This is a genomic window from Burkholderia sp. 572 (assembly GCF_040545135.1).
GTDB classification, from domain to species: Bacteria; Pseudomonadota; Gammaproteobacteria; order Burkholderiales; family Burkholderiaceae; genus Burkholderia; species Burkholderia cepacia.
Genome location: NZ_JBEPLH010000010.1, coordinates 252,589 through 274,946, shown reverse-complemented (window position 1 = coordinate 274,946; position 22,358 = coordinate 252,589). Strand labels below are relative to the sequence as shown.

Here is a 22,358-nt window from a genome sequence, read left to right as displayed (position 1 = left end):
CAGGCCGGTCAAAGCTCGTACGATTCGGATTCGCCCTTGAGCGCCTGTTCGATCAGCTTGCGGTTCAGCGTCGGCGACAGCAGTTCGACGAGCGTATACACATAGCTGCGCAGGTAGGCGCCCTGCTTGAGCGCGACACGCGTCACGTTGCTGCCGAACAGGTGGCCGACCGGGATCAGCCGCAGGTTGCGGTCGCGCTCGGGATTGAACGCGATGTCGGCCATGATCCCGACGCCCAGGCCGAGCTCGACGTAGGTCTTGATCACGTCGGCGTCGATCGCCTCGAGCACGATGTCCGGCGACAGCCCGCGCAGCGCGAACGCATGGTTGATCTTCTTGCGGCCCGCGAACGCGTCGTCGTACGTGATCAACGGGTACTGGGCGAGATCGTCGAGCGTGACCGGCTTGCGTTCGAGCAACGGGTGGTCGGCCGGCACGACGGCCGCGTGATGCCACTGGAAGCAGGGCAGCGACACGAGCTCCTTGTAGTCGGAGATCGCCTCGGTCGCGATCGCGAGATCGGCCTGGTCGTGGATCACCATCTCGGCTACCTGCGTCGGGCTGCCTTGCAGGATCGACAGGTGCACCTTCGGAAAGCGCTTCTTGAATTCGGCGATCGCGGCCGGCAGCGAGTAGCGGGCCTGCGTGTGGGTCGCGGCGATGGTCAGGTTGCCCTGATCCTGTGCAGCGTAATCTTTCCCGACCCTTTTAAGGCTTTCAACCTCCTGAAGAATCCGCTCGACCGACGCGAGGATGATCCTGCCCGGCTCGGTGAGCGAGCGCACGCGCTTGCCGTGCCGCGTGAAGATCTCCACGCCGAGCTCGTCCTCGAGCTCGATGATCGCCTTCGATACCCCCGGTTGCGACGTGTAGAGCGCCTTGGCGGCCTCGGTGAGGTTGAAATTCTGCCGGACGGCCTCGCGCACGAAGCGAAATTGGTGCAGGTTCATTTATAACCCTTCCGCATATCAACAGAATTTTTTAGTCGTTTGAAATATAAGGCGAGTTTATTACGATTCACCGGAGTTTTTCAAATATGGATATCTGTTTTCGTCATTAGCAATCCAGCCGCCAGCGGTTGGGGGCGGTGACGGCGGAACGGAGATTCGGGCGCGACGTGGCTAGGACGTCGCGCGGTCACCACGAAAACCCTGGGGTCCCCGAATGTATCAGTACGACCAATACGACCAGACGATCGTCGACGAGCGTGTCGCGCAGTACCGCGATCAGGTGCGCCGCCGGCTGTCGGGCGAGTTGAGCGAAGAAGAATTTCGTCCGCTGCGCCTGCAGAACGGCCTGTACATGCAGCGCCACGCGTACATGCACCGCATCGCGATTCCGTACGGCAACCTGCGCAGCGACCAGCTCCGGATGCTGGCGCGCATCGCCCGCGAACACGACCGCGGCTACGGCCACTTCTCGACCCGCTCGAACATCCAGTTCAACTGGATCCAGCTCGAGGAAACGCCCGAGATCCTCGCGAAGCTCGCGTCGGTGCAGATGCACGGCATCCAGACGTCGGGCAACTGCATCCGCAACATCACGGCCGACCAGTTCGCCGGCGTCGCCCAGGACGAAGAGATCGATCCGCGCCCGTGGTCGGAAATCCTGCGCCAGTGGTCGACGTTCCATCCCGAATTCGCGTGGCTGCCGCGCAAGTTCAAGATCGCGGTGTCGGGCTCGAAGGACGACCGCGCGGCCGTGCAGATTCACGACCTCGGCGTGTACCTGAAGAAGAACGCGCAGGGCGAAGTGGTCGCGAGCATCCTCGCGGGCGGCGGCCTCGGCCGTACGCCGATCATCGGCGCGGTGATCAAGGAAGACCTGCCGTGGCAGCACCTGCTGACCTACTGCGAAGCCGTGCTGCGCGTGTACAACCGCTACGGCCGCCGCGACAACCTGTACAAGGCGCGCATCAAGATCCTCGTGAAGGCGCTGTCGCCCGCGAAGTTCGCGCAGCAGGTCGAGGAAGAGTGGCAGCACCTGAAGGACGGCCCGTCGACGCTCACGCAGGCGGAAGTCGATCGCGTGTCGCAGTACTTCCAGCCGCCCGTCTACGAGAAGCTGGCCGATACCGATGCATCGTTCGAACAGCACCTGCTCGAGAACAAGGCGTTCGCGCGCTGGGTCGAGCGTAACGTCGCACCGCACAAGGTGGCCGGCTATGCCGCCGTCACGCTGTCGCTGAAGGATCACCGCATCGCGCCGGGCGATGCGACCGACCAGCAGATGGACCTGGTGGCCGACTGGGCCGACGCCTATTCGTTCGGCGAGCTGCGCGTGTCGCACGAGCAGAACCTGATTCTCGCGAACGTGAAAAAGCGCGACCTGTTCGAGGTCTGGGAAAAGGCGAAGGCGGCCGGTTTTGCGACGCCGAACATCGGCCTGCTGACCGACATCATCGCGTGCCCGGGCGGCGACTTCTGCTCGCTCGCGAACGCGAAGTCGATCCCGATCGCGCTGGCGATCCAGCAGCGTTTCGACGATCTGGACTACGTGTACGACCTCGGCGACCTGTCGCTGAACATTTCCGGTTGCATGAACTCGTGCGGTCACCACCACGTCGGCAACATCGGCATCCTCGGCGTCGACAAGGACGGCGCCGAGTGGTACCAGGTGTCGCTCGGCGGCGAGCAGGGCACGGGCCGCAACGGCGCGCGCCTCGGCCGCGTGATCGGGCCGTCGTTCTCGGCGGAGGAAGTGCCCGACGTGATCGCGAAGCTGATCGACACGTTCGTCGAATCGCGCGTCGACGGCGAGCGCTTCGTTGACACGTACGACCGCATCGGCATCGCGCCGTTCAAGGAGCGCGTGTATGCGGCGCGCCAGGCAGTGAACGCGTAACCAACCGGGTAGAAGGAATTAGCAGATGGCTTCGATTATCAAGAACCGCGCAGTGATCGACGATGCATGGCAGGTCGTGCGCGCGGCGGAAGACGGTGCACTGCCCGCGGTCGACGCGTTGCCGGCCGGCAAGGTGCTGGTGCCGTTCGCGTTGTGGCAAGCCGAGCGCGCGGCGCTCGTCGCCGCGAAGACGAAGGACGAGCTCGGCGTGTGGCTCGCACCGGACAGCGAGCCGGCCGATCTCGTGGCCGACTTCGGCGCGATTTCGCTGGTCGCCGTCGACTTCCCGCGCTTCGCGGACGGTCGCGGCTACAGCATCGCGCGCCTGCTGCGCGAGCGCCACGGCTGGACGGGCGAACTGCGCGCGATCGGCGACGTGCTGCGCGACCAGTTGCTGTACATGTCGCGTTGCGGCTTCGACGCATTCGCGGTGCGCGCCGACAAGGACATCCACGACGCGCTGAACGCGTTCACGGAATTCACGCAGCGTTATCAGGGCGCGTTCGACCAGCCCGAACCGCTGTTCCGCCGCCGTGCCGCGGCGGCCGGCGTGGCGCAAGCGAAGGTGGGCGCATGAGCACCGCCGCCGCCACCGCGCTGAGCCCGGAACTCGCCGCGAAGGTCGAGCGCCTCGACGCGCTGCTCGCGCAGATCGGTGCGCGTCACGAGAAGGTGAAGTTCGCGAGCAGTCTCGCGGCGGAAGACATGCTGCTGACGCACGCGATCCTGTCGAAGGGCGTCCGGATCGGCATCTTCTCGCTGAACACGGGCCGCCTGCACGCGGAAACGCTCGGCATGATCGACCGCGTGCGCGAGCGCTACGGCTACGAGATCGAGCAGTTTCACCCGCAGCAGGACGCGGTCGACCAGTACGTCGCCGAGCACGGCCTGAACGCGTTCTACGAAAGCGTCGAGCTGCGCAAGTCGTGCTGCCACATCCGCAAGGTCGAGCCGCTGAATCGCGCGCTGGCCGACGTCGGGGCATGGGTCACGGGCCAGCGCCGCGAGCAGTCGGTCACGCGTGCCGAGCTGCACGAGGAAGAGCAGGACGAAGCGCGCGGGATCGCGAAGTACAACCCGCTCGCCGACTGGACGGAAAGCGACGTGTGGGCGTACCTTAACGCGTTTGACGTGCCGGTGAACCCGCTGCATGCGCGCGGCTATCCGAGCATCGGCTGCGAGCCCTGTACGCGGGCGATCCGCCCCGGCGAGGACAGCCGCGCGGGCCGCTGGTGGTGGGAGTCGCGCGACACGAAGGAATGCGGCCTGCACATCACGATCACGCCGATTCCCGCGGACGCCGTTGCCGGCGCCACGCACTGAAAGCCTGACAAGAAACTGAATATTGCGCCGCCCGCGACAGCGGGCGGCACGAACCCAGAAGAGAAGGACTGAAATCATGAGCACGACGCTCGAGCAATCCGCCTTTGCCCCGCCCGCCGGTGCCGACAAGCGCATGGGCCACCTCGACTGGCTCGAAGCCGAGTCGATCCACATCCTGCGCGAACTGGTCGCCGAATGCAGCAAGCCGGCGCTGTTGTTCTCGGGCGGCAAGGATTCGGTCGTCGTGCTGCATCTGGCACTGAAGGCGTTCGGCCTCGGCGCGAACCGCAAGACGACGCTGCCGTTCCCGCTCGTGCACATCGACACGGGCCACAACTACGAAGAAGTGATCGACTTCCGCGATCGCCGCGCGAAAGAACTCGGCGCCGAGCTGGTCGTCGGTCACGTCGAGGATTCGATCAAGCGCGGCACGGTCGTGCTGCGCCGCGAAACCGATTCGCGCAACGCCGCACAGGCCGTCACGCTGCTCGAGACGATCGAACAGCACGGCTATACGGCGCTGATCGGCGGTGCGCGCCGCGACGAAGAGAAGGCACGCGCGAAGGAACGGATCTTCTCGTTCCGCGACGAATTCGGCCAGTGGGACCCGAAGGCGCAGCGCCCGGAACTGTGGAGCCTGTACAACGCCCGCCTGCACAACGGCGAGCACCTGCGCGTGTTCCCGATCTCGAACTGGACGGAACTCGACGTGTGGCAGTATATCGCGCGCGAGAACCTCGAACTGCCGTCGATCTACTACGCGCACCAGCGCGAGATCGTGCGCCGCAACGGCCTGCTCGTGCCGGTCACGCCGCTCACGCCGATGCGTGACGGCGAGACGAGCGAGCTCGCGCAGGTGCGCTTCCGTACCGTGGGCGACATCAGCTGCACGTGCCCGGTCGAGAGCGACGCGGATGACGTCGAGAAGATCATCGCCGAGACGGCGGTGACCGAGATCACCGAGCGCGGCGCGACCCGGATGGACGACCAGGCCTCCGAGGCCGCGATGGAACAGCGCAAGAAGCAAGGTTATTTCTGAAGCACACGAGGACATTCACATCATGAGCATCATCGAGAACACCGAAGACCTCGGCGTGTTGCGCTTCATCACCGCAGGCAGCGTCGACGACGGCAAGAGCACGCTGATCGGCCGCCTGCTGTACGACAGCAAGGCCGTGCTGTCCGACCAGCTGTCCGCGCTGTCGCGCGCGAAGAACAAGCGCACGGTCGGCGACGAGCTCGACCTCGCGCTCCTGACCGACGGTCTCGAAGCCGAGCGCGAGCAGGGCATCACGATCGACGTCGCGTACCGCTACTTCGCGACCGCGAAGCGCAAGTTCATCATCGCCGATACGCCGGGCCACGAGCAGTACACGCGCAACATGGTGACGGGCGCATCGACCGCGCACGCGGCGATCATCCTGATCGACGCGACGCGCGTGACGGTCGAGAACGGTGTCGCCGACCTGCTGCCGCAGACCAAGCGTCACAGCGCGATCGTCAAGCTGCTCGCGCTGCAGCACGTGATCGTCGCGATCAACAAGATGGACCTCGTCGACTACAGCGAAGCGCGCTTCAACGAGATCCGCGACGCGTACGTCACGCTGGCGAAGCAGCTCGGCCTCACCGACGTGCGCTTCGTGCCGGTGTCGGCGCTGAAGGGCGACAACATCGTCGGCGCGAGCGAACGCATGCCGTGGTACGCGGGCGAACCGCTGCTCGACGTGCTCGAATCGCTGTCGGTCGAGACGCAGGCGCATGACGCGCTGCGCTTCCCGGTGCAGTGGGTTGCGCGCCAGGACGGCAGCTCGGCCGACGATTTCCGCGGCTACATGGGCCGTATCGAGTCGGGCGAAGTGAAGGTCGGTGACGAGATCGCCGTGTTGCCGTCGAACCGCACGGCAACGGTCGCCGAGATCGTCGCGCCGGTGCCGGGCGGCACCGCGTCGGTCGCGCACGCGTTCGCGGGCCAGACCGTGACGATCCGCCTCGCGGAAGACGTCGACGTGTCGCGCGGCGACATGTTCGTCACCTCCGGCGAGCCGGTTGCACCGGCGAAGAAGCTCGAAGCCGATCTGTGCTGGTTCGACGAGACGCCGCTGTCGCCGCAGCGCAAGTACCTGCTGAAGCAGACCACCAGCACGGTGTTCGCGAAGATCGGCGGCGTCAAGCAGGTGCTCGACGTGCACACGCTGTCGCATGCGACCGACCGTCACGACCTGAAGATGAACGACATCGGCCGTGTCGCGCTGACGCTGCAGAAGCCGATCGTCTGCGACACGTATGACGCGCATCCGGGTACCGGCGCGTTCGTGCTGATCGACGAGGCAACGCATCACACGGTCGCCGCGGGCATGATCCGGGCGTTCTCGGCGTAATCGTCAATCTGCGCGGCAAACCGCGCCGCCGCACGGCGGCGCGGGCCGTATGCAAACGTCCGCACGGACGAAGCGAAGCGACAAACATGGGCAAGGTGTATCTGATCGGAGCAGGGCCGGGCGCGGCGGACCTCATCACGGTGCGCGGCGCGCGGCTGCTCGCGCAGGCGGACGTCGTGCTGCACGACGCGCTCGTCGAGCCCGCGATGCTCGACTACGCGCCGAACGCGCACCGGATCGCGGTCGGCAAGCGCTGCGGGCAGCGCTCGACCGCGCAGCACTTCATCAACAAGCAGATCGTCGATGCGGCGCGCGAGCACGCGTGCGTCGTGCGGCTCAAGGGCGGTGACCCGATGCTGTTCGGTCGTGCCGAAGAGGAGATGCGCGCGCTGGAAGCGGCCGGCATCGACTACGAGGTCGTGCCGGGCATCACCGCGGCACTGGCCGGCGCGGCGACGCTGAAGCGTTCGCTGACGCTGCGCGGCGTGTCGCGCAGCGTCGCGTTCGCGACGCACAGCCGCGCGCCGGGCAGCGACGAGATCCGCGAAGCCGCGCGCGCCGATTCGATCGTGTACTACATGGGCCGCGACAGCGCGCCCGGCATCGCGCAGGAGCTGATCGACGCAGGCCGTGCGCCGGCGACGCCCGTGGCGATCGTCGAGGCGTGCAGCACCGCGCGCGAGCGCACGCTGACGCTGACGCTCGCGCAGATGGCGGCGGGCGACGCGCAGGCGTGGCTCGATCCCGCGGAACCGAGCCTGCTGATGATCGGCGATGCGTTCGCCGAGCGCGCCGGACAGGCGAAAGAGGGCGATTCGCTGCGAAATGCGGCCTGAGCGGGGCGGCCTGAGCGGGATCCCGCCGCAGTCCGAAACAAAAAAGCGCCGGCTTCATCAAGCCGGCGCTTTTTTTGTGCACGCTAACCGCTAACCGCGCGGCTTACGCGTTGCCGTCGATCTGGTCGATGCAGTAGCGCGCGATCGCGTCGAGCACGCCGTCGTCTTCGCCGACGGCCGTCGCGCAACGGATCTCGATGCCCGGATGCGCGGCGCGGCACGCATCGACGAGTTGCGGCAGATCGCGGCGGACATGGCCGCCCTGGCCGAAGAACACGGGCACCACGGTGATGTGCGAGCAGCCGGCCGCAACCTGCGCGGCGACCGCGTCACCGAGCGTCGGCGTCATCAGTTCGAGGAACGCGAGCGACACGTGGGCCGCGGGGGAGGCGGCGCCGCGCAGCCGCGCGGCGAGCCGCTCGAACGGCTCGGCCCAGCGCGGGTCGCGGGCGCCGTGGCCAAACAGGACGATGCCGTGCGAACTCATGTCGAAGCCTCCGTCGTGACGCGGCGCTCAGTGCCGGTCGACCCACTTGAGCGCGAACAGGCCGAGCGCGAGATAGATCAGGCCCGGCGTCGCGGCAGTGAGCGGCGCGGGCCACGTGTTCAGCGTGCCGATGTGCGAGAACAGCGTGTTGAGGAGCTGGAAGCTCATGCCGAGCATGATGCCGCCGAACACCTTCACGCCGACCACGCCAGCCCGCGTGTGCAGGTAAGCGAACGGCAGCGACAGCACGAGCATCACGAACACGGCGAACGGATACAGCAGCTTGCGCCACAGTGCGATGTCGTAGCGCTGCGTGTCCTGCTGGTTCTCGCGCAAGTGCTGGATGTAGCGGAACAGGTTGATGAGCGACATGCGCTCCGGCGACACGAGCAGCACCGACAGGATCTGCGGCGTCAGGTCCGAACGCAGCCGGTATTCGGGCAGCGATACCTGCTGCGACCGGTACACCGGGTTGAGCGCGTCGGCCGGCTGGCCGCTGATCGGCTTGATCGGCGTCAGCTCGGTTTCGGAGACGCCCTTCAGCAGCCAGTGGCCGGGCGGCTCGTAGCGTCCCGTTTGCGCGATCCGTACGTTCTGCAGCTGGAATTTCGAGTCGAATTCGTAGATGCGCACGTTGCTGATCGTCGAGTCGGGCGACAGGCTGCCGACGTTGACGAAACGCGTGACCTGCTCGCCGTTTTCGCGGGCCGCGAGCGTGTCCTTCACCCACACGCCCGACTGGAAGTTCGACGATACCGATGCGCCGAGCGCCTGCAGCCGCACGCGCTCGGACAGCTGATCGGCGTACGGGCCGACGAATTCGCCGATCAGGTAGGTGACGATCACGAGCGGAATGCCGATCTTCAGCAGCGAGCGCAGCGCCTGGTTGGTCGCGAGACCCGACACGCGGAAGATCGTGAATTCCGAGTTCGCGGCCATCTGCGCGAACACGTAGATCGCGCTGATCAGCGCGGCGACCGGGATGATCTCGTAGAAGCGCGACGGGGTCTGCAGCGCGACGCGCAGCACCGCGTAGCCGAACTTGTAGTTGCCGTGCCCGACCGAGTTCAGTTCGCTGATCAGGTCGAAGAAGAAGAACAGGCCCGAGAACGCGAACAGGATGAAGACGAACGTGACGTAGATCTGTCGCGCGAAGTACTTTTCATAGAGCCGCATCGATCATGCTCCCGAGCGGCCGAACAGCGCGCGTGTAAACAGCGGACGATTGCGCACGCGCAACCAGAAGATGAACGCGACGATCACGGCGACGACGAGGTGCAGGCCGACCAGGCCGACGCCGAACGACATCTTGCCCTGCTCGATCTGCGCCTGCACGACGTTCAGCAGGTTCGAGTACGTGAGGTAGATCAGCACGGCCATCACGAGGTTGATCGTGCGGCTGCGGCGCGGGTTCTGGTACGACAGCGGAATGCCGAGCACCAGCAGGTTGATCGCGATCAGCGGCAGCCCCGCGCGCCACGCGAATTCCGCGAGGTTGTCGCGCGTCGGGTTGCGCAGCAGGTCCGGTGTCGGCGTGCTGTTCGTGGTCGGCACGTTGGTGACCGGCGTGCTCGTGATCTTCACGCCGTAGCGCTCGAACTCCATGATCTTGAAGTTCGGCTGGCCGGGCGTGCCGTCGTAGCGGCGGCCGTCTTCCAGGACGACGAAGCGGCTGCCGTCGCGCGTTTCCGTGTGACCCGTCTGCGATACGACCACGTTGACCTTGCCGTTCTCGGTCGACGTGACGAACACGTTCTGCACCTTGCTCTGGTCGGGCGTCATCTTCTCGATGAAGAACACGCGGTGGTTCGTGGCCGACTCGCGGAACTGGCCCGGCGCGAGCAGCGAGATCTCGTCGCGTTGCTGGAAGCGTGCCTTGATCATCTTGCTTTGCTGGTTCGACCACGGCCAGCCGACGAACGCGAAGAAGGCGATCAGCAGGATGATCGGCGTGGCGAACACGCCGATCGGCTTGATGAGGCGCGTGAGGCTTACGCCCGATGCGAGCCACACGACCATTTCGGAGTCCCGGTACCACCGGGTCAGCACGAACAGGATCGACACGAACAGCGTGACGACGAGCATCACGGCGAGGTAGCCGATCACGGTGAGGCCGATCAGCACGAGGACGTCCCGCGGATCGATTTCACCGGACGCGGCGTAACCGACGATGCGGATCATCATCGTCGTGAGCATGATCGTGAGCAGCACCATGAACACGGCGCCAGCCGTATACGCAAGCTCGCGCTGGAGGGAGCGTTCGAAGATCATTCTTGATGAGAAGAGGGCGGGAGGCTGCGCACGCGTAGCGGAGCGCTCGCGCCGCCACGGGAAAAATAGCGGATAATTGCGGCTTTCATCCTTAGCCCAGATTTTATCCGAGGACAAGCGCGATGGACTTTAGCATAAAAGGCTGTGATTGGAGCAAAGGCGAGGCGAAGGGGTTCCTGACCGGGAAGTCCGATTGCATCGTGCTCGGCATCTTCGAGGCGCAGACGCTCTCGGGCGCGGCGCTCGACATCGACACGGCCACCAAGGGACTGATTTCGCGCGTGGTGAAGGCCGGCGACATGGACGGCAAGCGCGGCAAGACGCTGTTCCTGCACGAAGTGTCGGGCATCGGCGCGTCGCGCGTGCTGCTCGTCGGCCTCGGCAAGCAGGATGCTTTCAACCAGAAAGCCTATAACGACGCAGCGACGGCCGCGTGGCGCGCGCTGCTGGCGACCAAGGTCGTCCAGGTCACGTTCACGCTCGCGCAACTGCCGGTCGACGAGCGCAGCTCCGACTGGGGCGTGCGCGCGGCGATTCTCGCGCTGCGCAACGAGACCTACCGCTTCACGCAGATGAAGAGCAAGCCGGAACCGGCGTCGCACACGCTCAAGCGCGTCGTGTTCAGCGTCGATCCGTCCGACGAAAAGGCCGCGAAAGTCGCGGTCAAGCAGGCCGTCGCGCTTGCGAACGGGATGGATCTCACCCGCGACCTCGGCAACCTGCCGGGTAACGTCTGCACGCCGACCTACCTCGGCAACACCGCGAAGAAGATCGCGAAGGATTGGGGCCTGAAGGCGGAAGTGCTCGGGCTCAAGCAGATCCAGGCGCTGAAGATGGGCTCGTTCCTGTCGGTCGCGCGGGCGTCGGTCGAGCCGCCGCAGTTCATCGTGCTGCACTACCAGGGCGCCGCCGCGAAGGCCGCGCCGGTCGTGCTGGTCGGCAAGGGCATCACGTTCGACACGGGCGGCATCTCGCTGAAGCCGGGCGAAGGCATGGACGAGATGAAGTACGACATGTGCGGCGCCGGTTCGGTGCTCGGTACGATGCGTGCGGTCGCCGAGATGGGCCTGAAGATCAACGTCGTCGCGATCGTGCCGACCTGCGAGAACATGCCGGGCGGCAACGCGACGAAGCCGGGCGACATCGTCACCAGCATGAAGGGCCTGACGATCGAGGTGCTGAACACCGACGCCGAAGGGCGCCTGATCCTGTGCGACGCGCTCACGTATGCCGAGCGCTTCAAGCCGGCCGCCGTGATCGACGTCGCAACGCTGACGGGCGCGTGCGTGATCGCGCTGGGCGGCCACAACAGCGGCCTGTTCTCGACGAACGACGCGCTCGCGGGCGAACTGCTCGACGCGTCGCGCGAGGCGAACGACCCGGCATGGCGCATGCCGCTCGACGACGAGTACCAGGATCAGCTGAAGTCGAACTTCGCGGATCTCGCGAACATCGGCGGGCGCCCGGCCGGCGCCGTGACCGCCGCGTGCTTCCTGTCGCGCTTCACCGACAGCTATCCGTGGGCCCACCTCGACATCGCGGGCACCGCGTGGAAGGGCGGTGCGGCGAAGGGGGCGACGGGCCGTCCGGTTCCGTTGCTCGCGCAGTTCCTGATCGACCGCGCCGGCCAGTGATGGCGGTGTTGACGACGCTGCGGGTAGGCGGGCAATGACGCGGATCGATTTCCACTCGAACGTCGGCGATTCGCTCGCGTACGCGTGCCGGCTGCTGCGCAAGGCCTACCAGGCCGGGCAGCCGGTCGTCGTGCTCGCCGAGCCCGCGCGCCTGCGCGCGCTCGACGAGCGGCTCTGGACGTTCTCGCCGCTCGATTTCATCCCGCATTGCGGTGTCGACAGCGAGCACGCAGCCGGCACGCCGATCGTGCTGGCCGCAGATCTCGACCGCGCACCGCATCATCACGTGCTGCTGAACCTCGGCGCGGCCGTGCCCGCGCAGTTCGCCCGCTTCGAGCGCCTGCTCGAAGTGGTCGGCAACGCGCCGGACGAGCTGGCCGCGGGCCGCGACCGCTACCGGTTCTACCGCGACCGCGGATACGCGCTGAACAACTACAAGCAGGGCAGCTAGCCGCAACCGTCGACGGAGTGTTCCCGTGACAGAAGCCGATTCATCCTCGATCCCGACGCTGACCGACGTGCTGGTGCCGGGCAAGCCGGTGCCGGCGCGCGCGCCCGCGCCCGACGCTCCGCAGCCGCCCGCCGGCGCGGCGATTCCGGTGCTGACCGACGTGGTCGCGCCACGCACCACGGGTGCGGCGCCGGCCGACTCCATGCCCGACGCACTCGACCCCGATTCCGTCGTGGTCGAACCCGTGCCGACGCCGCACGTGCCGGCGGTCGAACTGCCGGGCGACGAGGCGGTGGCGGCTGCGACTGTCGCCGCCGCCGCGCTTGGCGAGACCGATGCGCCGGCTGAGCCCGGCGCCGCGGAGCACGTGGTTGCCGAAGACTCGGCGGCGATGAGTGCGCCGCTGCGCTCGTCGCTGGCCGACGACGATGTGCTGCCGCACGCGTTCGCCGCGGTGGCGCGTGAGGCGGTCGGGCACGCGCGTGAAGCGCACATGCCGGAGGCCGTCGCAGTGGCCGCAGCGGCCGCCGCGCCGCAGCAGGATGCGCAGGCCGTGGCCGGGCTGACGCCGGAAGATGCCCAGCACATCGCCGAGCGCCTGCGCAATCGCCTGACGAACTATCTGACCGGGGAAGGGCGCGACGCCATCGAGGCCAGTTGTCGCGACGCGCTGCATGAGCATTCGGCCTGGCTGGTCGGCCAGATCACGCGCGAAGTGGCGCTGGCGCTGGAAACCGAGGTGATGGACTGGGTTCGCGACGCGGTCGACGAAGAAATCGCACGCCGCCGCGCCGGTCATGCCGGTTGAGTGCGCGGCCGTTCAGGTGAAAAACGGGGTGCGATTCCAGTAAGGGCCGGCCAAGCGGCCGGCGAGGTGCGGGTCAGCCTCGGCGAGCCTGCCTGCCGGTGGAACCCCGCGCGACGGCGGTTTCCGGCCGTTGCGCCCGGATCAGCGCACCGACAGCGCCCATTGCGCGAGCGTGTGGGCTTCGGCGCTCGTCAGTTGCGTATTGGCGGGCATCGGCACACTGCCCCATACGCCGACGCTGCCTTTCACGATCGATTGGGCGAGGTAATCGACGGCGTCGCCGCGCGCCGCATACTTGCCGGCGATGTCGCGGAACGACGGGCCCATCAGCGGTTTGCCGATCGCGTGGCAGGCCATGCAGTTCTTGCGCTGGGCAAGCGCGAGCCCGTCGGCCTGGTCGGCGCGCGCCGCCGCCCCGCTGCCGATCAGCAGCGTGGCGAGCAGGACGCGCAATATCGAGTGTTTCATGCGGTTCTCCGCCGGCGGGGACGGCCGGCTTCATGACCCGCGCATTATAAAAGCAAAGGGAAAGCGCGTTTTGCGCGTTCCCCCGGCGGCCCTGCTTAACGGGGTCGCATGCGGCGATGCACCCGTGTCAACCCGTGACGGCACCCTGGTTCGCGGGCCGGGCGAGGGCCGCGAATTTCGCGAGCACGCCACGTGTGTAGCGCGGTGCCGGCTGTTGCCACGCGGCGCGGCGGCGCGCGAGTTCCGCGTCGTCCACGTTCAACTGCAGCAGCAGCCGGTGCGCGTCGATCGTGATCGAGTCGCCTTCCTGCACGAGCGCGATCGTGCCGCCGACGAACGCCTCGGGTGCGACATGGCCGACCACCATGCCCCAGGTGCCGCCCGAGAAGCGGCCGTCGGTGATGAAGCCGACCGATTCGCCGAGCCCCTTGCCGATGATCGCGGACGTCGGCGCGAGCATTTCGGGCATGCCGGGGCCGCCCTTCGGGCCGAGATAACGCAGCACGAGGATGTCGCCTGCCTGGATCCGGTCGCCGAGAATCGCATCCATCGCGCTCTGCTCGTCGTCGAACACGCGCGCCGGGCCCGTGATCACGGGGTTCTTCAGGCCGGTGATCTTCGCGACCGCGCCGTCTTCCGCGAGATTGCCTTTCAGGATCGCAAGGTGGCCTTCCTTGTACAGCGCGCGGTCGATCGGGAAGATCACGTCCTGGTCCGCGCGCGGCACGGCGGGCACGTCCTTCAGTTCGTCGGCGATCGTGCGGCCGGTGATCGTCATGCAGTCGCCGTGCAGCAGCCCCGCGTCGAGCAGGATCTTCAGCACCTGCGGAATCCCGCCGGCCCGGTGCAGGTCGGTCGCGACGTACTTCCCCGACGGCTTGAGGTCGCAGATCACGGGCACGCGCTTGCGGATGCGCTCGAAGTCGTCGATCGTCCAGTCGACCTCGGCCGCGTGAGCGATCGCGAGATAGTGCAGCACGGCATTGGTCGAACCGCCCGTCGCCATGATCACCGACACCGCGTTCTCGATCGATTCCTTCGTGATGATGTCGCGCGGCTTCAGGTCGCGCTTCACGGCCTCGACCAGCACGCGCGCCGACTCGGCGGCCGAATCGACTTTCTCCTGGTCGGGGTTGGCCATCGTCGACGAGTACAGCAGCGACATCCCGAGCGCCTCGAACGACGAACTCATCGTGTTCGCGGTGTACATCCCGCCGCACGAACCCGACGTCGGGCATGCGTTCTGCTCGACCCCTTCGAAATCCTCCTGCGACATCCGGCCCGCGGTGAATTCGCCGACGGCCTCGAACGACGAGACGATCGTCAGGTCCCGGCCTTTCCAGTTGCCGGGGCGGATCGTGCCGCCGTACACGTAGATGCCCGGCACGTTCAGGCGCGCGAGCGCGATCATCCCGCCCGGCATGTTCTTGTCGCAACCGCCGACGACGACCACGCCATCCATCCATTGCCCCTGCACGCAGGTCTCGATGCAGTCGGCGATCACCTCGCGCGACACGAGCGAGTACTTCATGCCTTCGGTGCCCATCGACATGCCGTCCGAAATCGTCGGCGTGCCGAAGATCTGCGGGTTCGCATCGGAGGCCTTCACGGCCGCGACGGCTGCATCCGACAGGCGCTGCAGGCCCGAATTGCACGGCGTGATCGTCGAATGGCCGTTCGCGATGCCGATCATCGGCTTGTCGAAATCGTCCTTCTGGTAACCGAGCGCGTAATACATCGAGCGATTCGGCGATCGGGCCACGCCTTGCGTGATGTGCCTCGAGCGGCGGTTGTAAGCCATGGGGGACTCCATCGTTGTCTGGGCGGCGCCGGTGAACGGCGCGCCGGTTCGGATCAGTCAAGCATGGAGTTTCCGGATTGGGATGTCCAATATATTATTTGTCGCCTATTAAGTCGTTTCCTGAATGAAAGACGCATGGCTGATCCGACTCCCGACCTGCGCCAGTGGCGCTATTTCGCGACCGTCGCGGACGAGCGCCATTTCGGCCGCGCGGCCGAACGCCTGTCGATGACGCAGCCGCCGCTGTCGCAGGCGATCCGCGCGCTCGAGGACACGCTCGGGGTCGCGCTGTTCGTGCGCAGCAAGCGTTCGGTGGCGCTGACGGCGGTCGGGGCCGCGCTGTTGCCCGATGTGCGCCGGCTGCTTGCGTCGGCCGATGCGTTGCCGCCGCTGGCGCGACGGCTCGCGCGCGGCGAGGCCGGCTCGTTGTCGCTCGCGTTCGTGTCGACCGCCGATTACGGGCTGCTGCCTTCGCTGCTGCGTGCGTTCGGCGCGCGTTATCCGCAGGTGCGCCTGCAACTCGCGGAGGCGACGAGCGACGTGCAGATCGACGAACTCGTCGCTGGCCGCATCGACGCGGGGCTCGTCATTCCGCCCGTGCCGCCGCGCCACGCGGCCGGGCTGTCGTACCTGCCTGTCCTGCGCGAGCCGCTGGTGATCGCGATGCCGGCGGCCGCGAGCGACGCGCCTGAAGACGAGCCCGTCCATCTCGCGGAAGTCGCCGCGTTGCCGCTCGTGATCTTTCCGCGTCGTTTGGCGCCCGGCTTTTATGACATCATTACGGGCTGCTACGGCGCGGCGGGGGAAACCCCGTGCATCGGCCAGGAGGCGATCCAGATGCAGACGATCGTCAGCCTCGTGTCGGCCGGCATGGGCGTCGCACTGGTGCCGCAATCGCTGCGTAACCTGCGGCGCACCGGCGTGGTCTACCGGCCGCTCGCCGGTCACGCGCCGGTCGTCGAGACGGGCCTCGTGTGGCGTTCCGGCGACGTGAGCCCCGTGCTGGCCGGCTTCCTCGACGTCGTGCGCGCGCAGGGGCTCGCCCCGTGACGTGAACGATGGCGCGCCGGTGCCGTCCAACGCGCGGTGCTGCGCGTGTGCGACGGCCGCACCGCATTCGAAAACTTCTTCGCTAACCCATGATCATTCACCCGAATTTCGACCCCGTTGCGATCCATCTCGGGCCGCTGGCCGTGCGCTGGTACGGGCTCATGTATCTCGTCGGCTTCATCGCGGCGATCGTCGTCGGCCGGATCCGCCTGAAGCTGCCGCACGTCGCGGCGCAGGGCTGGACCGTGAAGGACATCGACGACATGATGTTCTACGGCGTGCTCGGCACCGTGCTCGGCGGCCGCCTCGGCTACGTGCTGTTCTACAAGGCCGATTTCTACTTCTCGCATCCGCTCGACGTGTTCAAGGTGTGGGAGGGCGGCATGTCGTTTCACGGCGGCTTCCTCGGCGTGACGCTCGCGATGGCGCTGTTCGCGTGGCAGCGCAAGCGCCATTGGCTGCAGGTCACCGATTTCGTCGCGCCGATGGTGCCGACGGGGCTCGCGGCCGGGCGGCTCGGCAACTTCATCAACGGTGAACTGTGGGGCCGCGTGACCGATCCGTCCGCACCGTGGGCGATGCTGTTCCCGGGTGCGATGCGCGACGATGCGGCATGGTTGCCGAAGCATCCGGAACTCGTCGAGAAGTGGCATCTCGCCGACGTGTTCATGCAATACCAGATGCTGCCGCGTCATCCTTCGCAGCTCTATGAAATTGCGCTCGAAGGCATCGTGCTGTTCTTCGCGCTGTTCCTCTTCGCGCGCAAGTCGCGGCCGATGGGCGCCGTGTCCGCGCTGTTCCTGATCGGCTACGGCCTCGCGCGCTTCACGGTGGAGTTCGCGCGCGAGCCCGACGACTTCCTCGGCCTGCTCGCGCTCGGCCTGTCGATGGGGCAGTGGCTGTCGCTGCCGATGATCATCGCGGGCATCGCGTTGATGGTCTGGGCGTATCGCCGCCGCGCGGCGAATGCCGTTGCGTGATGTGATGACGATGCACGCGCGATCGGCGCGTGCATCGGGCCACGCATTGAAATGAAAAACGCCGGCCTTCGGGCCGGCGTTTTCATTTCGGACTGCCGCGCGCTGCGCGTTACTTCATCTGCACGGACCCGTTGACGGTGACCGACACGGTGGCCTTGCCGCCTTCGACCGCGATCGGTGCGCTCATCTTCGCGCTGTCCATCGGTGCCGCGGCCATCGCCATCATGCGCGGATACGGCTGCACGTTGCGGCCGCCGCCGACGTTCACGTCGCGGATCGTGTAGCTGCTGTAGCCGAATGCCTTCGCGGCTTCGTCCGCGCGGGCGCGGAACGACTTGATCGCTTCGGTCGTCAGCTTCTGCTCGGCTGCGCGCTGCGCTTCGGGCGACAGCGAGAACTCGACATTGGCGACCTGCATCAGGTTCGACAACTGGCCTGCCAGCTTCGACGCCGCGGCGAAATCGCGCGATTCGAGCGCGACCTCGGTGCGGCCGCGCCATGCGGAAATCTTGCCGTCGCGATCGGTGCTCGGATAGACGGAGAATGCGCCCGTGTGTGCCGTGACGCCCGATACGCTTTTCGCTTGCGACAGGGCGGCGTCGGCGCGCTGGTTCAACTGCGCGGTGAGGCTGCCCGGATCCTTGGCCTGCTGCTCGTAGAACAGCGTGATGTGGATGATGTCCTGCGGCACGTCGGCGCTGGCTTGCGACGACAGCGACAGCACGCCTGCCGGCTCCGGAAAGTGCGGGTTCGCGGCCTGCGCGTGCGCGGCGGGTGACGCGAGCGTCAGCGCGACGGGAACGGCGGCGGCAAGGGCGAGCGACAGCGCGAGTGCGGATTTCTTGGTCATTGTTGGACTCCTTGTGCGAGGGCGCGCACGCGGATCACGCGTGCGCGACGCGGGCGTACCGCGCGACGAAAAAACGACGGCCGGCTCGATCGGCCGGCAGCGGTTGCTTAGGCCGCGCGAAAGTGCCGCGAGTTCCGTGGCGGCGGCGCGTACTGACCAGATTTGACGTTTGGCGTGCGCCTACTTCATCAGCTTTTCGGTGATGAACCGCCATTCGGCGCGCGTGACGGGCGTGATCGACAGCCGGTTGCCGCGTGCGAGCACGCGCATGTCGGCGAGTTCGTCGTGTTCGCGCAGCGCGGCGAGCGGCACGAGCGGCGATTTTTTCACGTAGCGCACGTCGACGAGCAGCCAGCGCGGCGCTTCCCGGGTCGACTTCGGATCGTAATAGGGGCTTTTCGGATCGAACTGCGTGGGGTCGGGGTAGGGCGTCGACGATACTTCGGCGAGGCCCGCGATGCCCGGCTCGGGGCAGCTCGAGTGATAGAACAGCACACCGTCGCCGATCTTCATCGTGTCGCGCATGAAATTGCGCGCCTGATAATTGCGCACGCCGGTCCACGGCAGCGAGCGCTGCGGTGCGTTGGCGAGATCGTCGATGCTTGCTTCGTCCGGTTCGGACTTCATCAGCCAGTATTGCATGGATCGTGATCGACGCAGAAAGAGGCTGCTACAAAAGAAAACGGCACCGGGCTTCGCCCGATGCCGTTGGATAGGCCCCCGCCTTGGCCGCTAGGCCGGCATCCTGAACCTGAGGTTCAGAATTGGTCGCAGTTAGCAGCACTTCGGGTACATCAGACAGAGTGACGCGCGCGCCCGTGCTACAAATTTCCGCAACCGTGCACATGGCATTGGTTCAAGGAATATATGACCTTGGCGAACCAGGCAGGGAAGCTGACTGAACTGTGATTCGATGCGCCAATTTGACCACCGTTGATCGCCGAGATCAAGGGGAATCGACGCATCGATTAAAACGTTACTGCGTCTCGTGCTGTGCGAGCACCGCGCCGAGCTGTTCGTTCATCTGGTGCATTGTACGACGGATTTCCTCCGCCGGAAATGCTTCACCGTGCCGCACGCTCGTTTGCAGCCGCAGCAATTCGGAAGCGAGCGACAGCGCCGCCATCACGGCGATGCGATCGGTGCCGCGTACCGAGCTGTTCGAGCGGATTTTCGACATTTCGGCGTCGACGCGCGCGACCGCTTCGAGCAGTGCCGCTTCGGTCTCGGCCGAGCAGGCGAGCCGATAGGCCTGACCGAGAATCGAGACTTCGATCTGCTTGGTGCTCATGCATGTTCTCCGTGGCTGGCCGCGTCATCGCCATCCGTACGCGCCTGCGCATCCAGCAGGTCGAGCTGGTTGTCGGCTTGCTCCGCACTTTTCGAGCGCGGCAGCTTTTCGAGAATCGCGTTCAGTTTCACCTGGGCGTCGTCGATCTTTGCCGACAGCGTGTCGCGCTCGGCCGCGAGCGCATTGCGTTCGTCGCGCAGTTGCGCGAGTTCCGCGCGGACCGTGTCCGCGTCCGCGCGCAATTGCGCGACCTGCTCCTCGAGCGCGAGCCGTTCCGAGTGATAGCGCTTGTTCAGCGAAATCAGACGGCCAATATTTTGAGATAGGGTTTCGAGTTCGTTGAGCATTTGCTGCGTCCTCTAAAGACCCAGCATTTTAGCGCGGAATAACGCGCAAACCGACATCTGTAACGTTTCCAGTCGTAACACCCCTGCTTCTTGCCGCGAATCAGCGCGTCACGTGCGTGTCCGGATGCTTCCTTGACGCTCGTGCGACCCGCTCCTAAACTGGCGCCGCCTCGGTGCTCGCGCGTGCAACGCGCGGTTAAACGGGAAGCAGGGCGCGGGCTCCGCCAGGAAGCCGCCAACCTGCGCTGCCCCCGCAACGGTAAGCGGCCGCGTTGCATGACGCAGGCCGGCTCGGGCGCGTTCCGCATGCACGTTTCGCATGCGGACGCGGGCCACTGCGCGTTTTCGCGCGGGAAGGCGAGCCGGACCGCCGCCAGCCCGGATACCGGCCGAGGCGGGGAGCCCGCACGGGCTTCGTGACGCGCGGCCTGCGGGGAAGCGGGGCGCGCAGTGCTTCACGGGATTGATCTTCGATGCTGACCCCAATCGTCGGCGGCGCCGATTTCTGCCATCTTGATGACGTTCTCGAACCGGGCGACCACCGGAAGGTCGTCGTGCGCGTCGACCACTTGACCGCAAGGATCACGAGCTTGGGTATGCCTGCAACACGCTGCACTGCGCCGATGTCGCGCCCGGCCCGCAGCGGTAGCGCGCCGATGTGCGCAGTGTCGTCCGTCGCGCGGAGGGCCGCATGAGCGCCGCGCGCGCCACCGCGATCTGGGCCGCATTGGCCGCGGCGGTCGCGTTGCTGTTCGTCGCGTCGCTGTCGATCGGCAGCGTGCCGATGTCGCCGTGGCAGGCGCTCGCGTCGCTCGTGCCGCATGGCGGCGACGCGCTGTTTGCCGACATCGTCCGCACGCTGCGCCTGCCGCGCGCGCTCGCGGGCTTCGCGTGCGGTGCGCTGCTCGCGCTGGCCGGCTCGTTGTTGCAGGTGCTGCTGCGCAACCCGCTCGCCGATCCGTACGTGCTCGGCGTGTCCGGCGGTGCGGCCGGCTTCGCGCTCGTCGCGATGATCGCGGGCGGCGCATGGTGGCTCGTCGATGTGTCGGCGTTCGCCGGCTCGCTCGTGTCGGTCGCGCTCGTGCTCGGACTCGCGCGCCGCGAGTTGGGGCGCGGCGAGGCGCGCGATGCGTCGCCGCGGCTGCTGCTCACGGGCGTCGTGATCGCGGCGGGGTGGGGCGCGCTCGTCACGCTGCTGCTGTCGCTCGCGCCCGATGCGCGGCTGCGCGGCATCATCTTCTGGCTGACGGGCGACCTGAACGGCGTGAGCACACCGTGGTTCGCGTGGGGCGCGCTGCTGCTGGCCGCGTGCATCGCACTGCCGGCCGCGCCGCAACTGAACGTGCTGCTGCGCGGCGATGCGACGGCGCTCGCGCTCGGCGTGCCCGTCGCGCGCCTGCGTGTGCGGATCTATCTCGTCGCGTCGCTGGCCGCCGCGGCCGCAGTGACGACCGCCGGCACGATCGGCTTCGTCGGCCTCGTCGTGCCGCACGCGCTGCGGCTCGCATTCGGCAACGACCAGCGGATGTTGCTGCCGGCCGCGATGCTCGCGGGCGGCGGTGGCGTGATGGCCGCCGACCTGCTCGCACGCACCGCGATCGCGCCCGCGCAACTGCCGGTCGGCGTGATGACCGCGTTGATCGGCGTGCCGGTGTTCCTGTGGATGTTGCTCAGGAGGCCGACGCGATGACCCGTGCCGCATTGCGCGCCAGCGGCGACGAGATGAGCTGCGCGGCCGTCGGCCTGACGCTGAAGGCTGGCGCGCGCACGCTGCTCGACGGCTTCACGCAGGCATTCCGTCCAGGCGAGATCTGGTGCGTCGCCGGGCCGAACGGCGCGGGCAAGACGACGCTGCTGGCGACCCTCGCGGGGCTGCAGCCGCCGGCCGGCGGACACGTCGCGATCGACGGCCGGCCGCTTTCCGCATGGCCGCCCGCGCAGCTCGCGCAGCGCCGCGCGCTGATGCCGCAGCAACTGCACGACGCATTCAGCGCGACCGTGTTCGATACGGTCTTGCTCAACCGCTTTCCGTATCTCGGCGGCTGGGGCTGGGAGCGCGACGGCGACCGCGCGGCCGCGCGCGACGCGCTGGCGACCTTCGACCTGACCGCGCTTGCGTCGCGCGACGTGCTGTCGCTGTCGGGCGGCGAGCGGCAGCGCGTCGCGCTGGCCGCGACGCTGTGTCAGGACGCGCCGTTGATGCTGCTCGACGAACCGCTCGCGCATCTCGACCTCCATCACCAGATCGATTGCCTGACCGCGCTGGCCGCCTGGCTCGACGCGGGCCCGCGCGCGGTGCTGTTCTCGTGCCATGATCTGAACCTCGCGCGGCGTTTCGCGACGCATGCGCTGTTGCTCGACGGCCGTGGCCACGCGTGGGCCGGCCCCGTGCACGACGTGCTGACACCCGAGCGCGCGAGCGACGCGTTCGGTTATCCGCTCGTGCTGATCCGCGAGAACGGCCGCGATGCGCTGCTGCCGGCGTGGCCCGAGCGACAATGACGTTTCCTTTTCCGATGCGCGGTGCACGCCGCGCCCA

At 67.1% G+C, this 22,358-nt stretch carries 23 protein-coding genes, 1 other RNA gene and 1 riboswitch; of the genes, 13 read left to right on the top strand and 11 right to left on the bottom strand.

Annotated features, from left to right (window positions below):
- Positions 1-8: 8 nt before the first annotated feature.
- A complete protein-coding gene (locus ABIC51_RS20970) occupies positions 9-950 on the bottom strand; it encodes a CysB family HTH-type transcriptional regulator (protein WP_014896306.1) in 942 nt (313 codons plus the stop codon).
- A 214-nt stretch (positions 951-1,164) separates the two neighbouring features.
- Here ABIC51_RS20970 and ABIC51_RS20965 point away from each other — a divergent pair, with 214 nt between their 5' ends.
- The 6 genes from ABIC51_RS20965 (at position 1,165) to cobA (ending at position 7,381) form a co-directional block, all read left to right on the top strand.
- Positions 1,165-2,844 carry a nitrite/sulfite reductase gene (locus tag ABIC51_RS20965; protein WP_027786705.1) on the top strand — a complete coding sequence of 560 codons (1,680 nt, stop codon included), beginning with the start codon at positions 1,165-1,167 and terminating at the stop codon, positions 2,842-2,844.
- A gap of 25 nt (positions 2,845-2,869) precedes the next feature.
- Complete coding sequence (locus ABIC51_RS20960; protein ID WP_027786706.1) at positions 2,870-3,421, top strand: DUF934 domain-containing protein; 552 nt, start codon at positions 2,870-2,872, stop codon at positions 3,419-3,421.
- The gene (locus tag ABIC51_RS20955; RefSeq protein WP_027786707.1) at positions 3,418-4,167 is read left to right on the top strand and encodes a phosphoadenylyl-sulfate reductase; all 750 of its coding nucleotides are present in this window, start codon (positions 3,418-3,420) and stop codon (positions 4,165-4,167) included. Before ABIC51_RS20960 ends, ABIC51_RS20955 begins: the two co-directional genes overlap by 4 nt.
- A gap of 76 nt (positions 4,168-4,243) precedes the next feature.
- A complete protein-coding gene (gene cysD, locus ABIC51_RS20950; protein WP_027786708.1) occupies positions 4,244-5,206 on the top strand; it encodes a sulfate adenylyltransferase subunit CysD in 963 nt (320 codons plus the stop codon).
- 22 nt (positions 5,207-5,228) lie between these two features.
- Positions 5,229-6,545, top strand: a complete 1,317-nt coding sequence (locus ABIC51_RS20945) for a sulfate adenylyltransferase subunit 1 (protein ID WP_027786709.1) — start codon at positions 5,229-5,231, stop codon at positions 6,543-6,545.
- A gap of 86 nt (positions 6,546-6,631) precedes the next feature.
- Positions 6,632-7,381, top strand: coding sequence for a uroporphyrinogen-III C-methyltransferase (cobA, locus tag ABIC51_RS20940; protein ID WP_027786710.1), 750 nt, complete (start codon positions 6,632-6,634; stop codon positions 7,379-7,381).
- Between the two features lie 103 nt (positions 7,382-7,484).
- Here cobA and ABIC51_RS20935 read toward each other — a convergent pair whose 3' ends face one another.
- From ABIC51_RS20935 to lptF, 3 genes are read right to left on the bottom strand one after another with little or no spacing between them, the layout of a single operon-like run.
- Positions 7,485-7,868 carry a sirohydrochlorin chelatase gene (locus tag ABIC51_RS20935; RefSeq protein ID WP_048022584.1) on the bottom strand — a complete coding sequence of 128 codons (384 nt, stop codon included), beginning with the start codon at positions 7,866-7,868 and terminating at the stop codon, positions 7,485-7,487.
- 27 nt (positions 7,869-7,895) lie between these two features.
- Positions 7,896-9,044 carry an LPS export ABC transporter permease LptG gene (lptG, locus tag ABIC51_RS20930; protein WP_027786712.1) on the bottom strand — a complete coding sequence of 383 codons (1,149 nt, stop codon included), beginning with the start codon at positions 9,042-9,044 and terminating at the stop codon, positions 7,896-7,898.
- Between the two features lie 3 nt (positions 9,045-9,047).
- Positions 9,048-10,139, bottom strand: coding sequence for an LPS export ABC transporter permease LptF (lptF, locus tag ABIC51_RS20925; protein WP_175898227.1), 1,092 nt, complete (start codon positions 10,137-10,139; stop codon positions 9,048-9,050).
- A 122-nt stretch (positions 10,140-10,261) separates the two neighbouring features.
- On the opposite strand from lptF, the gene ABIC51_RS20920 reads away from it, so the two are divergent.
- From ABIC51_RS20920 to ABIC51_RS20910, 3 genes are read left to right on the top strand one after another with little or no spacing between them, the layout of a single operon-like run.
- Positions 10,262-11,773, top strand: a complete 1,512-nt coding sequence (locus ABIC51_RS20920) for a leucyl aminopeptidase (RefSeq protein ID WP_021160786.1) — start codon at positions 10,262-10,264, stop codon at positions 11,771-11,773.
- 34 nt (positions 11,774-11,807) lie between these two features.
- Complete coding sequence (locus ABIC51_RS20915; RefSeq protein ID WP_021160787.1) at positions 11,808-12,224, top strand: DNA polymerase III subunit chi; 417 nt, start codon at positions 11,808-11,810, stop codon at positions 12,222-12,224.
- A gap of 25 nt (positions 12,225-12,249) precedes the next feature.
- A complete protein-coding gene (locus tag ABIC51_RS20910) occupies positions 12,250-13,032 on the top strand; it encodes a DUF2486 family protein (protein WP_175898228.1) in 783 nt (260 codons plus the stop codon).
- 141 nt (positions 13,033-13,173) lie between these two features.
- Here the strand turns inward: ABIC51_RS20910 and ABIC51_RS20905 are convergent, their stop codons facing one another.
- Both ABIC51_RS20905 and ilvD read right to left on the bottom strand, forming a co-directional pair.
- A complete protein-coding gene (locus tag ABIC51_RS20905) occupies positions 13,174-13,500 on the bottom strand; it encodes a c-type cytochrome (RefSeq protein ID WP_027786715.1) in 327 nt (108 codons plus the stop codon).
- Between the two features lie 127 nt (positions 13,501-13,627).
- Positions 13,628-15,301, bottom strand: a complete 1,674-nt coding sequence (gene ilvD, locus ABIC51_RS20900; protein WP_060359502.1) for a dihydroxy-acid dehydratase — start codon at positions 15,299-15,301, stop codon at positions 13,628-13,630.
- Between the two features lie 135 nt (positions 15,302-15,436).
- On the opposite strand from ilvD, the gene ABIC51_RS20895 reads away from it, so the two are divergent.
- Positions 15,437-16,351, top strand: a complete 915-nt coding sequence (locus ABIC51_RS20895; protein ID WP_027786717.1) for a LysR family transcriptional regulator — start codon at positions 15,437-15,439, stop codon at positions 16,349-16,351.
- An 89-nt stretch (positions 16,352-16,440) separates the two neighbouring features.
- Positions 16,441-17,331 carry a prolipoprotein diacylglyceryl transferase gene (lgt, locus tag ABIC51_RS20890; protein WP_060359501.1) on the top strand — a complete coding sequence of 297 codons (891 nt, stop codon included), beginning with the start codon at positions 16,441-16,443 and terminating at the stop codon, positions 17,329-17,331.
- Positions 17,332-17,440: 109 nt separating this feature from the next.
- Here the strand turns inward: lgt and ABIC51_RS20885 are convergent, their stop codons facing one another.
- From ABIC51_RS20885 to ABIC51_RS20865, 5 genes are all read right to left on the bottom strand, one after another.
- Positions 17,441-18,181, bottom strand: coding sequence for an SIMPL domain-containing protein (locus tag ABIC51_RS20885; protein ID WP_048022579.1), 741 nt, complete (start codon positions 18,179-18,181; stop codon positions 17,441-17,443).
- A gap of 180 nt (positions 18,182-18,361) precedes the next feature.
- The gene (locus ABIC51_RS20880; protein WP_021160795.1) at positions 18,362-18,823 is read right to left on the bottom strand and encodes an EVE domain-containing protein; all 462 of its coding nucleotides are present in this window, start codon (positions 18,821-18,823) and stop codon (positions 18,362-18,364) included.
- A 71-nt stretch (positions 18,824-18,894) separates the two neighbouring features.
- Positions 18,895-19,076, bottom strand: a non-coding RNA gene (gene ssrS, locus ABIC51_RS20875) — 6S RNA.
- Positions 19,077-19,157: 81 nt separating this feature from the next.
- Positions 19,158-19,472 (bottom strand): cell division protein ZapA, encoded by a 315-nt coding sequence (locus tag ABIC51_RS20870; RefSeq protein WP_011352906.1) that lies wholly within the window; start codon positions 19,470-19,472, stop codon positions 19,158-19,160.
- A complete protein-coding gene (locus ABIC51_RS20865) occupies positions 19,469-19,819 on the bottom strand; it encodes a hypothetical protein (protein ID WP_021160796.1) in 351 nt (116 codons plus the stop codon). Before ABIC51_RS20865 ends, ABIC51_RS20870 begins: the two co-directional genes overlap by 4 nt.
- A 154-nt stretch (positions 19,820-19,973) precedes the next feature.
- Positions 19,974-20,227, top strand: a riboswitch (cobalamin riboswitch).
- 283 nt (positions 20,228-20,510) lie between these two features.
- Here ABIC51_RS20865 and ABIC51_RS20860 point away from each other — a divergent pair.
- Positions 20,511-21,509, top strand: coding sequence for a FecCD family ABC transporter permease (locus ABIC51_RS20860; RefSeq protein ID WP_146253570.1), 999 nt, complete (start codon positions 20,511-20,513; stop codon positions 21,507-21,509).
- Positions 21,506-22,321, top strand: coding sequence for an ABC transporter ATP-binding protein (locus tag ABIC51_RS20855; protein ID WP_027786721.1), 816 nt, complete (start codon positions 21,506-21,508; stop codon positions 22,319-22,321). Before ABIC51_RS20860 ends, ABIC51_RS20855 begins: the two co-directional genes overlap by 4 nt.
- Positions 22,322-22,358 lie beyond the last annotated feature (37 nt).

What these genes read in the sequence shown, in the direction of transcription:
- ABIC51_RS20970 (WP_014896306.1), bottom strand. Translation starts at nt 950, where the DNA reads ATGAACCTGCACCAATTTCGCTTCGTGCGCGAGGCCGTCCGGCAGAAT.
- ABIC51_RS20965 (WP_027786705.1), top strand. Translation starts at nt 1,165, where the DNA reads ATGTATCAGTACGACCAATACGACCAGACGATCGTCGACGAGCGTGTC.
- ABIC51_RS20960 (WP_027786706.1), top strand. Translation starts at nt 2,870, where the DNA reads ATGGCTTCGATTATCAAGAACCGCGCAGTGATCGACGATGCATGGCAG.
- ABIC51_RS20955 (WP_027786707.1), top strand. Translation starts at nt 3,418, where the DNA reads ATGAGCACCGCCGCCGCCACCGCGCTGAGCCCGGAACTCGCCGCGAAG.
- cysD (WP_027786708.1), top strand. Translation starts at nt 4,244, where the DNA reads ATGAGCACGACGCTCGAGCAATCCGCCTTTGCCCCGCCCGCCGGTGCC.
- ABIC51_RS20945 (WP_027786709.1), top strand. Translation starts at nt 5,229, where the DNA reads ATGAGCATCATCGAGAACACCGAAGACCTCGGCGTGTTGCGCTTCATC.
- cobA (WP_027786710.1), top strand. Translation starts at nt 6,632, where the DNA reads ATGGGCAAGGTGTATCTGATCGGAGCAGGGCCGGGCGCGGCGGACCTC.
- ABIC51_RS20935 (WP_048022584.1), bottom strand. Translation starts at nt 7,868, where the DNA reads ATGAGTTCGCACGGCATCGTCCTGTTTGGCCACGGCGCCCGCGACCCG.
- lptG (WP_027786712.1), bottom strand. Translation starts at nt 9,044, where the DNA reads ATGCGGCTCTATGAAAAGTACTTCGCGCGACAGATCTACGTCACGTTC.
- lptF (WP_175898227.1), bottom strand. Translation starts at nt 10,139, where the DNA reads ATGATCTTCGAACGCTCCCTCCAGCGCGAGCTTGCGTATACGGCTGGC.
- ABIC51_RS20920 (WP_021160786.1), top strand. Translation starts at nt 10,262, where the DNA reads ATGGACTTTAGCATAAAAGGCTGTGATTGGAGCAAAGGCGAGGCGAAG.
- ABIC51_RS20915 (WP_021160787.1), top strand. Translation starts at nt 11,808, where the DNA reads ATGACGCGGATCGATTTCCACTCGAACGTCGGCGATTCGCTCGCGTAC.
- ABIC51_RS20905 (WP_027786715.1), bottom strand. Translation starts at nt 13,500, where the DNA reads ATGAAACACTCGATATTGCGCGTCCTGCTCGCCACGCTGCTGATCGGC.
- ilvD (WP_060359502.1), bottom strand. Translation starts at nt 15,301, where the DNA reads ATGGCTTACAACCGCCGCTCGAGGCACATCACGCAAGGCGTGGCCCGA.
- ABIC51_RS20895 (WP_027786717.1), top strand. Translation starts at nt 15,437, where the DNA reads ATGGCTGATCCGACTCCCGACCTGCGCCAGTGGCGCTATTTCGCGACC.
- lgt (WP_060359501.1), top strand. Translation starts at nt 16,441, where the DNA reads ATGATCATTCACCCGAATTTCGACCCCGTTGCGATCCATCTCGGGCCG.
- ABIC51_RS20885 (WP_048022579.1), bottom strand. Translation starts at nt 18,181, where the DNA reads ATGACCAAGAAATCCGCACTCGCGCTGTCGCTCGCCCTTGCCGCCGCC.
- ABIC51_RS20880 (WP_021160795.1), bottom strand. Translation starts at nt 18,823, where the DNA reads ATGCAATACTGGCTGATGAAGTCCGAACCGGACGAAGCAAGCATCGAC.
- ABIC51_RS20870 (WP_011352906.1), bottom strand. Translation starts at nt 19,472, where the DNA reads ATGAGCACCAAGCAGATCGAAGTCTCGATTCTCGGTCAGGCCTATCGG.
- ABIC51_RS20865 (WP_021160796.1), bottom strand. Translation starts at nt 19,819, where the DNA reads ATGCTCAACGAACTCGAAACCCTATCTCAAAATATTGGCCGTCTGATT.
- ABIC51_RS20860 (WP_146253570.1), top strand. Translation starts at nt 20,511, where the DNA reads ATGAGCGCCGCGCGCGCCACCGCGATCTGGGCCGCATTGGCCGCGGCG.
- ABIC51_RS20855 (WP_027786721.1), top strand. Translation starts at nt 21,506, where the DNA reads ATGACCCGTGCCGCATTGCGCGCCAGCGGCGACGAGATGAGCTGCGCG.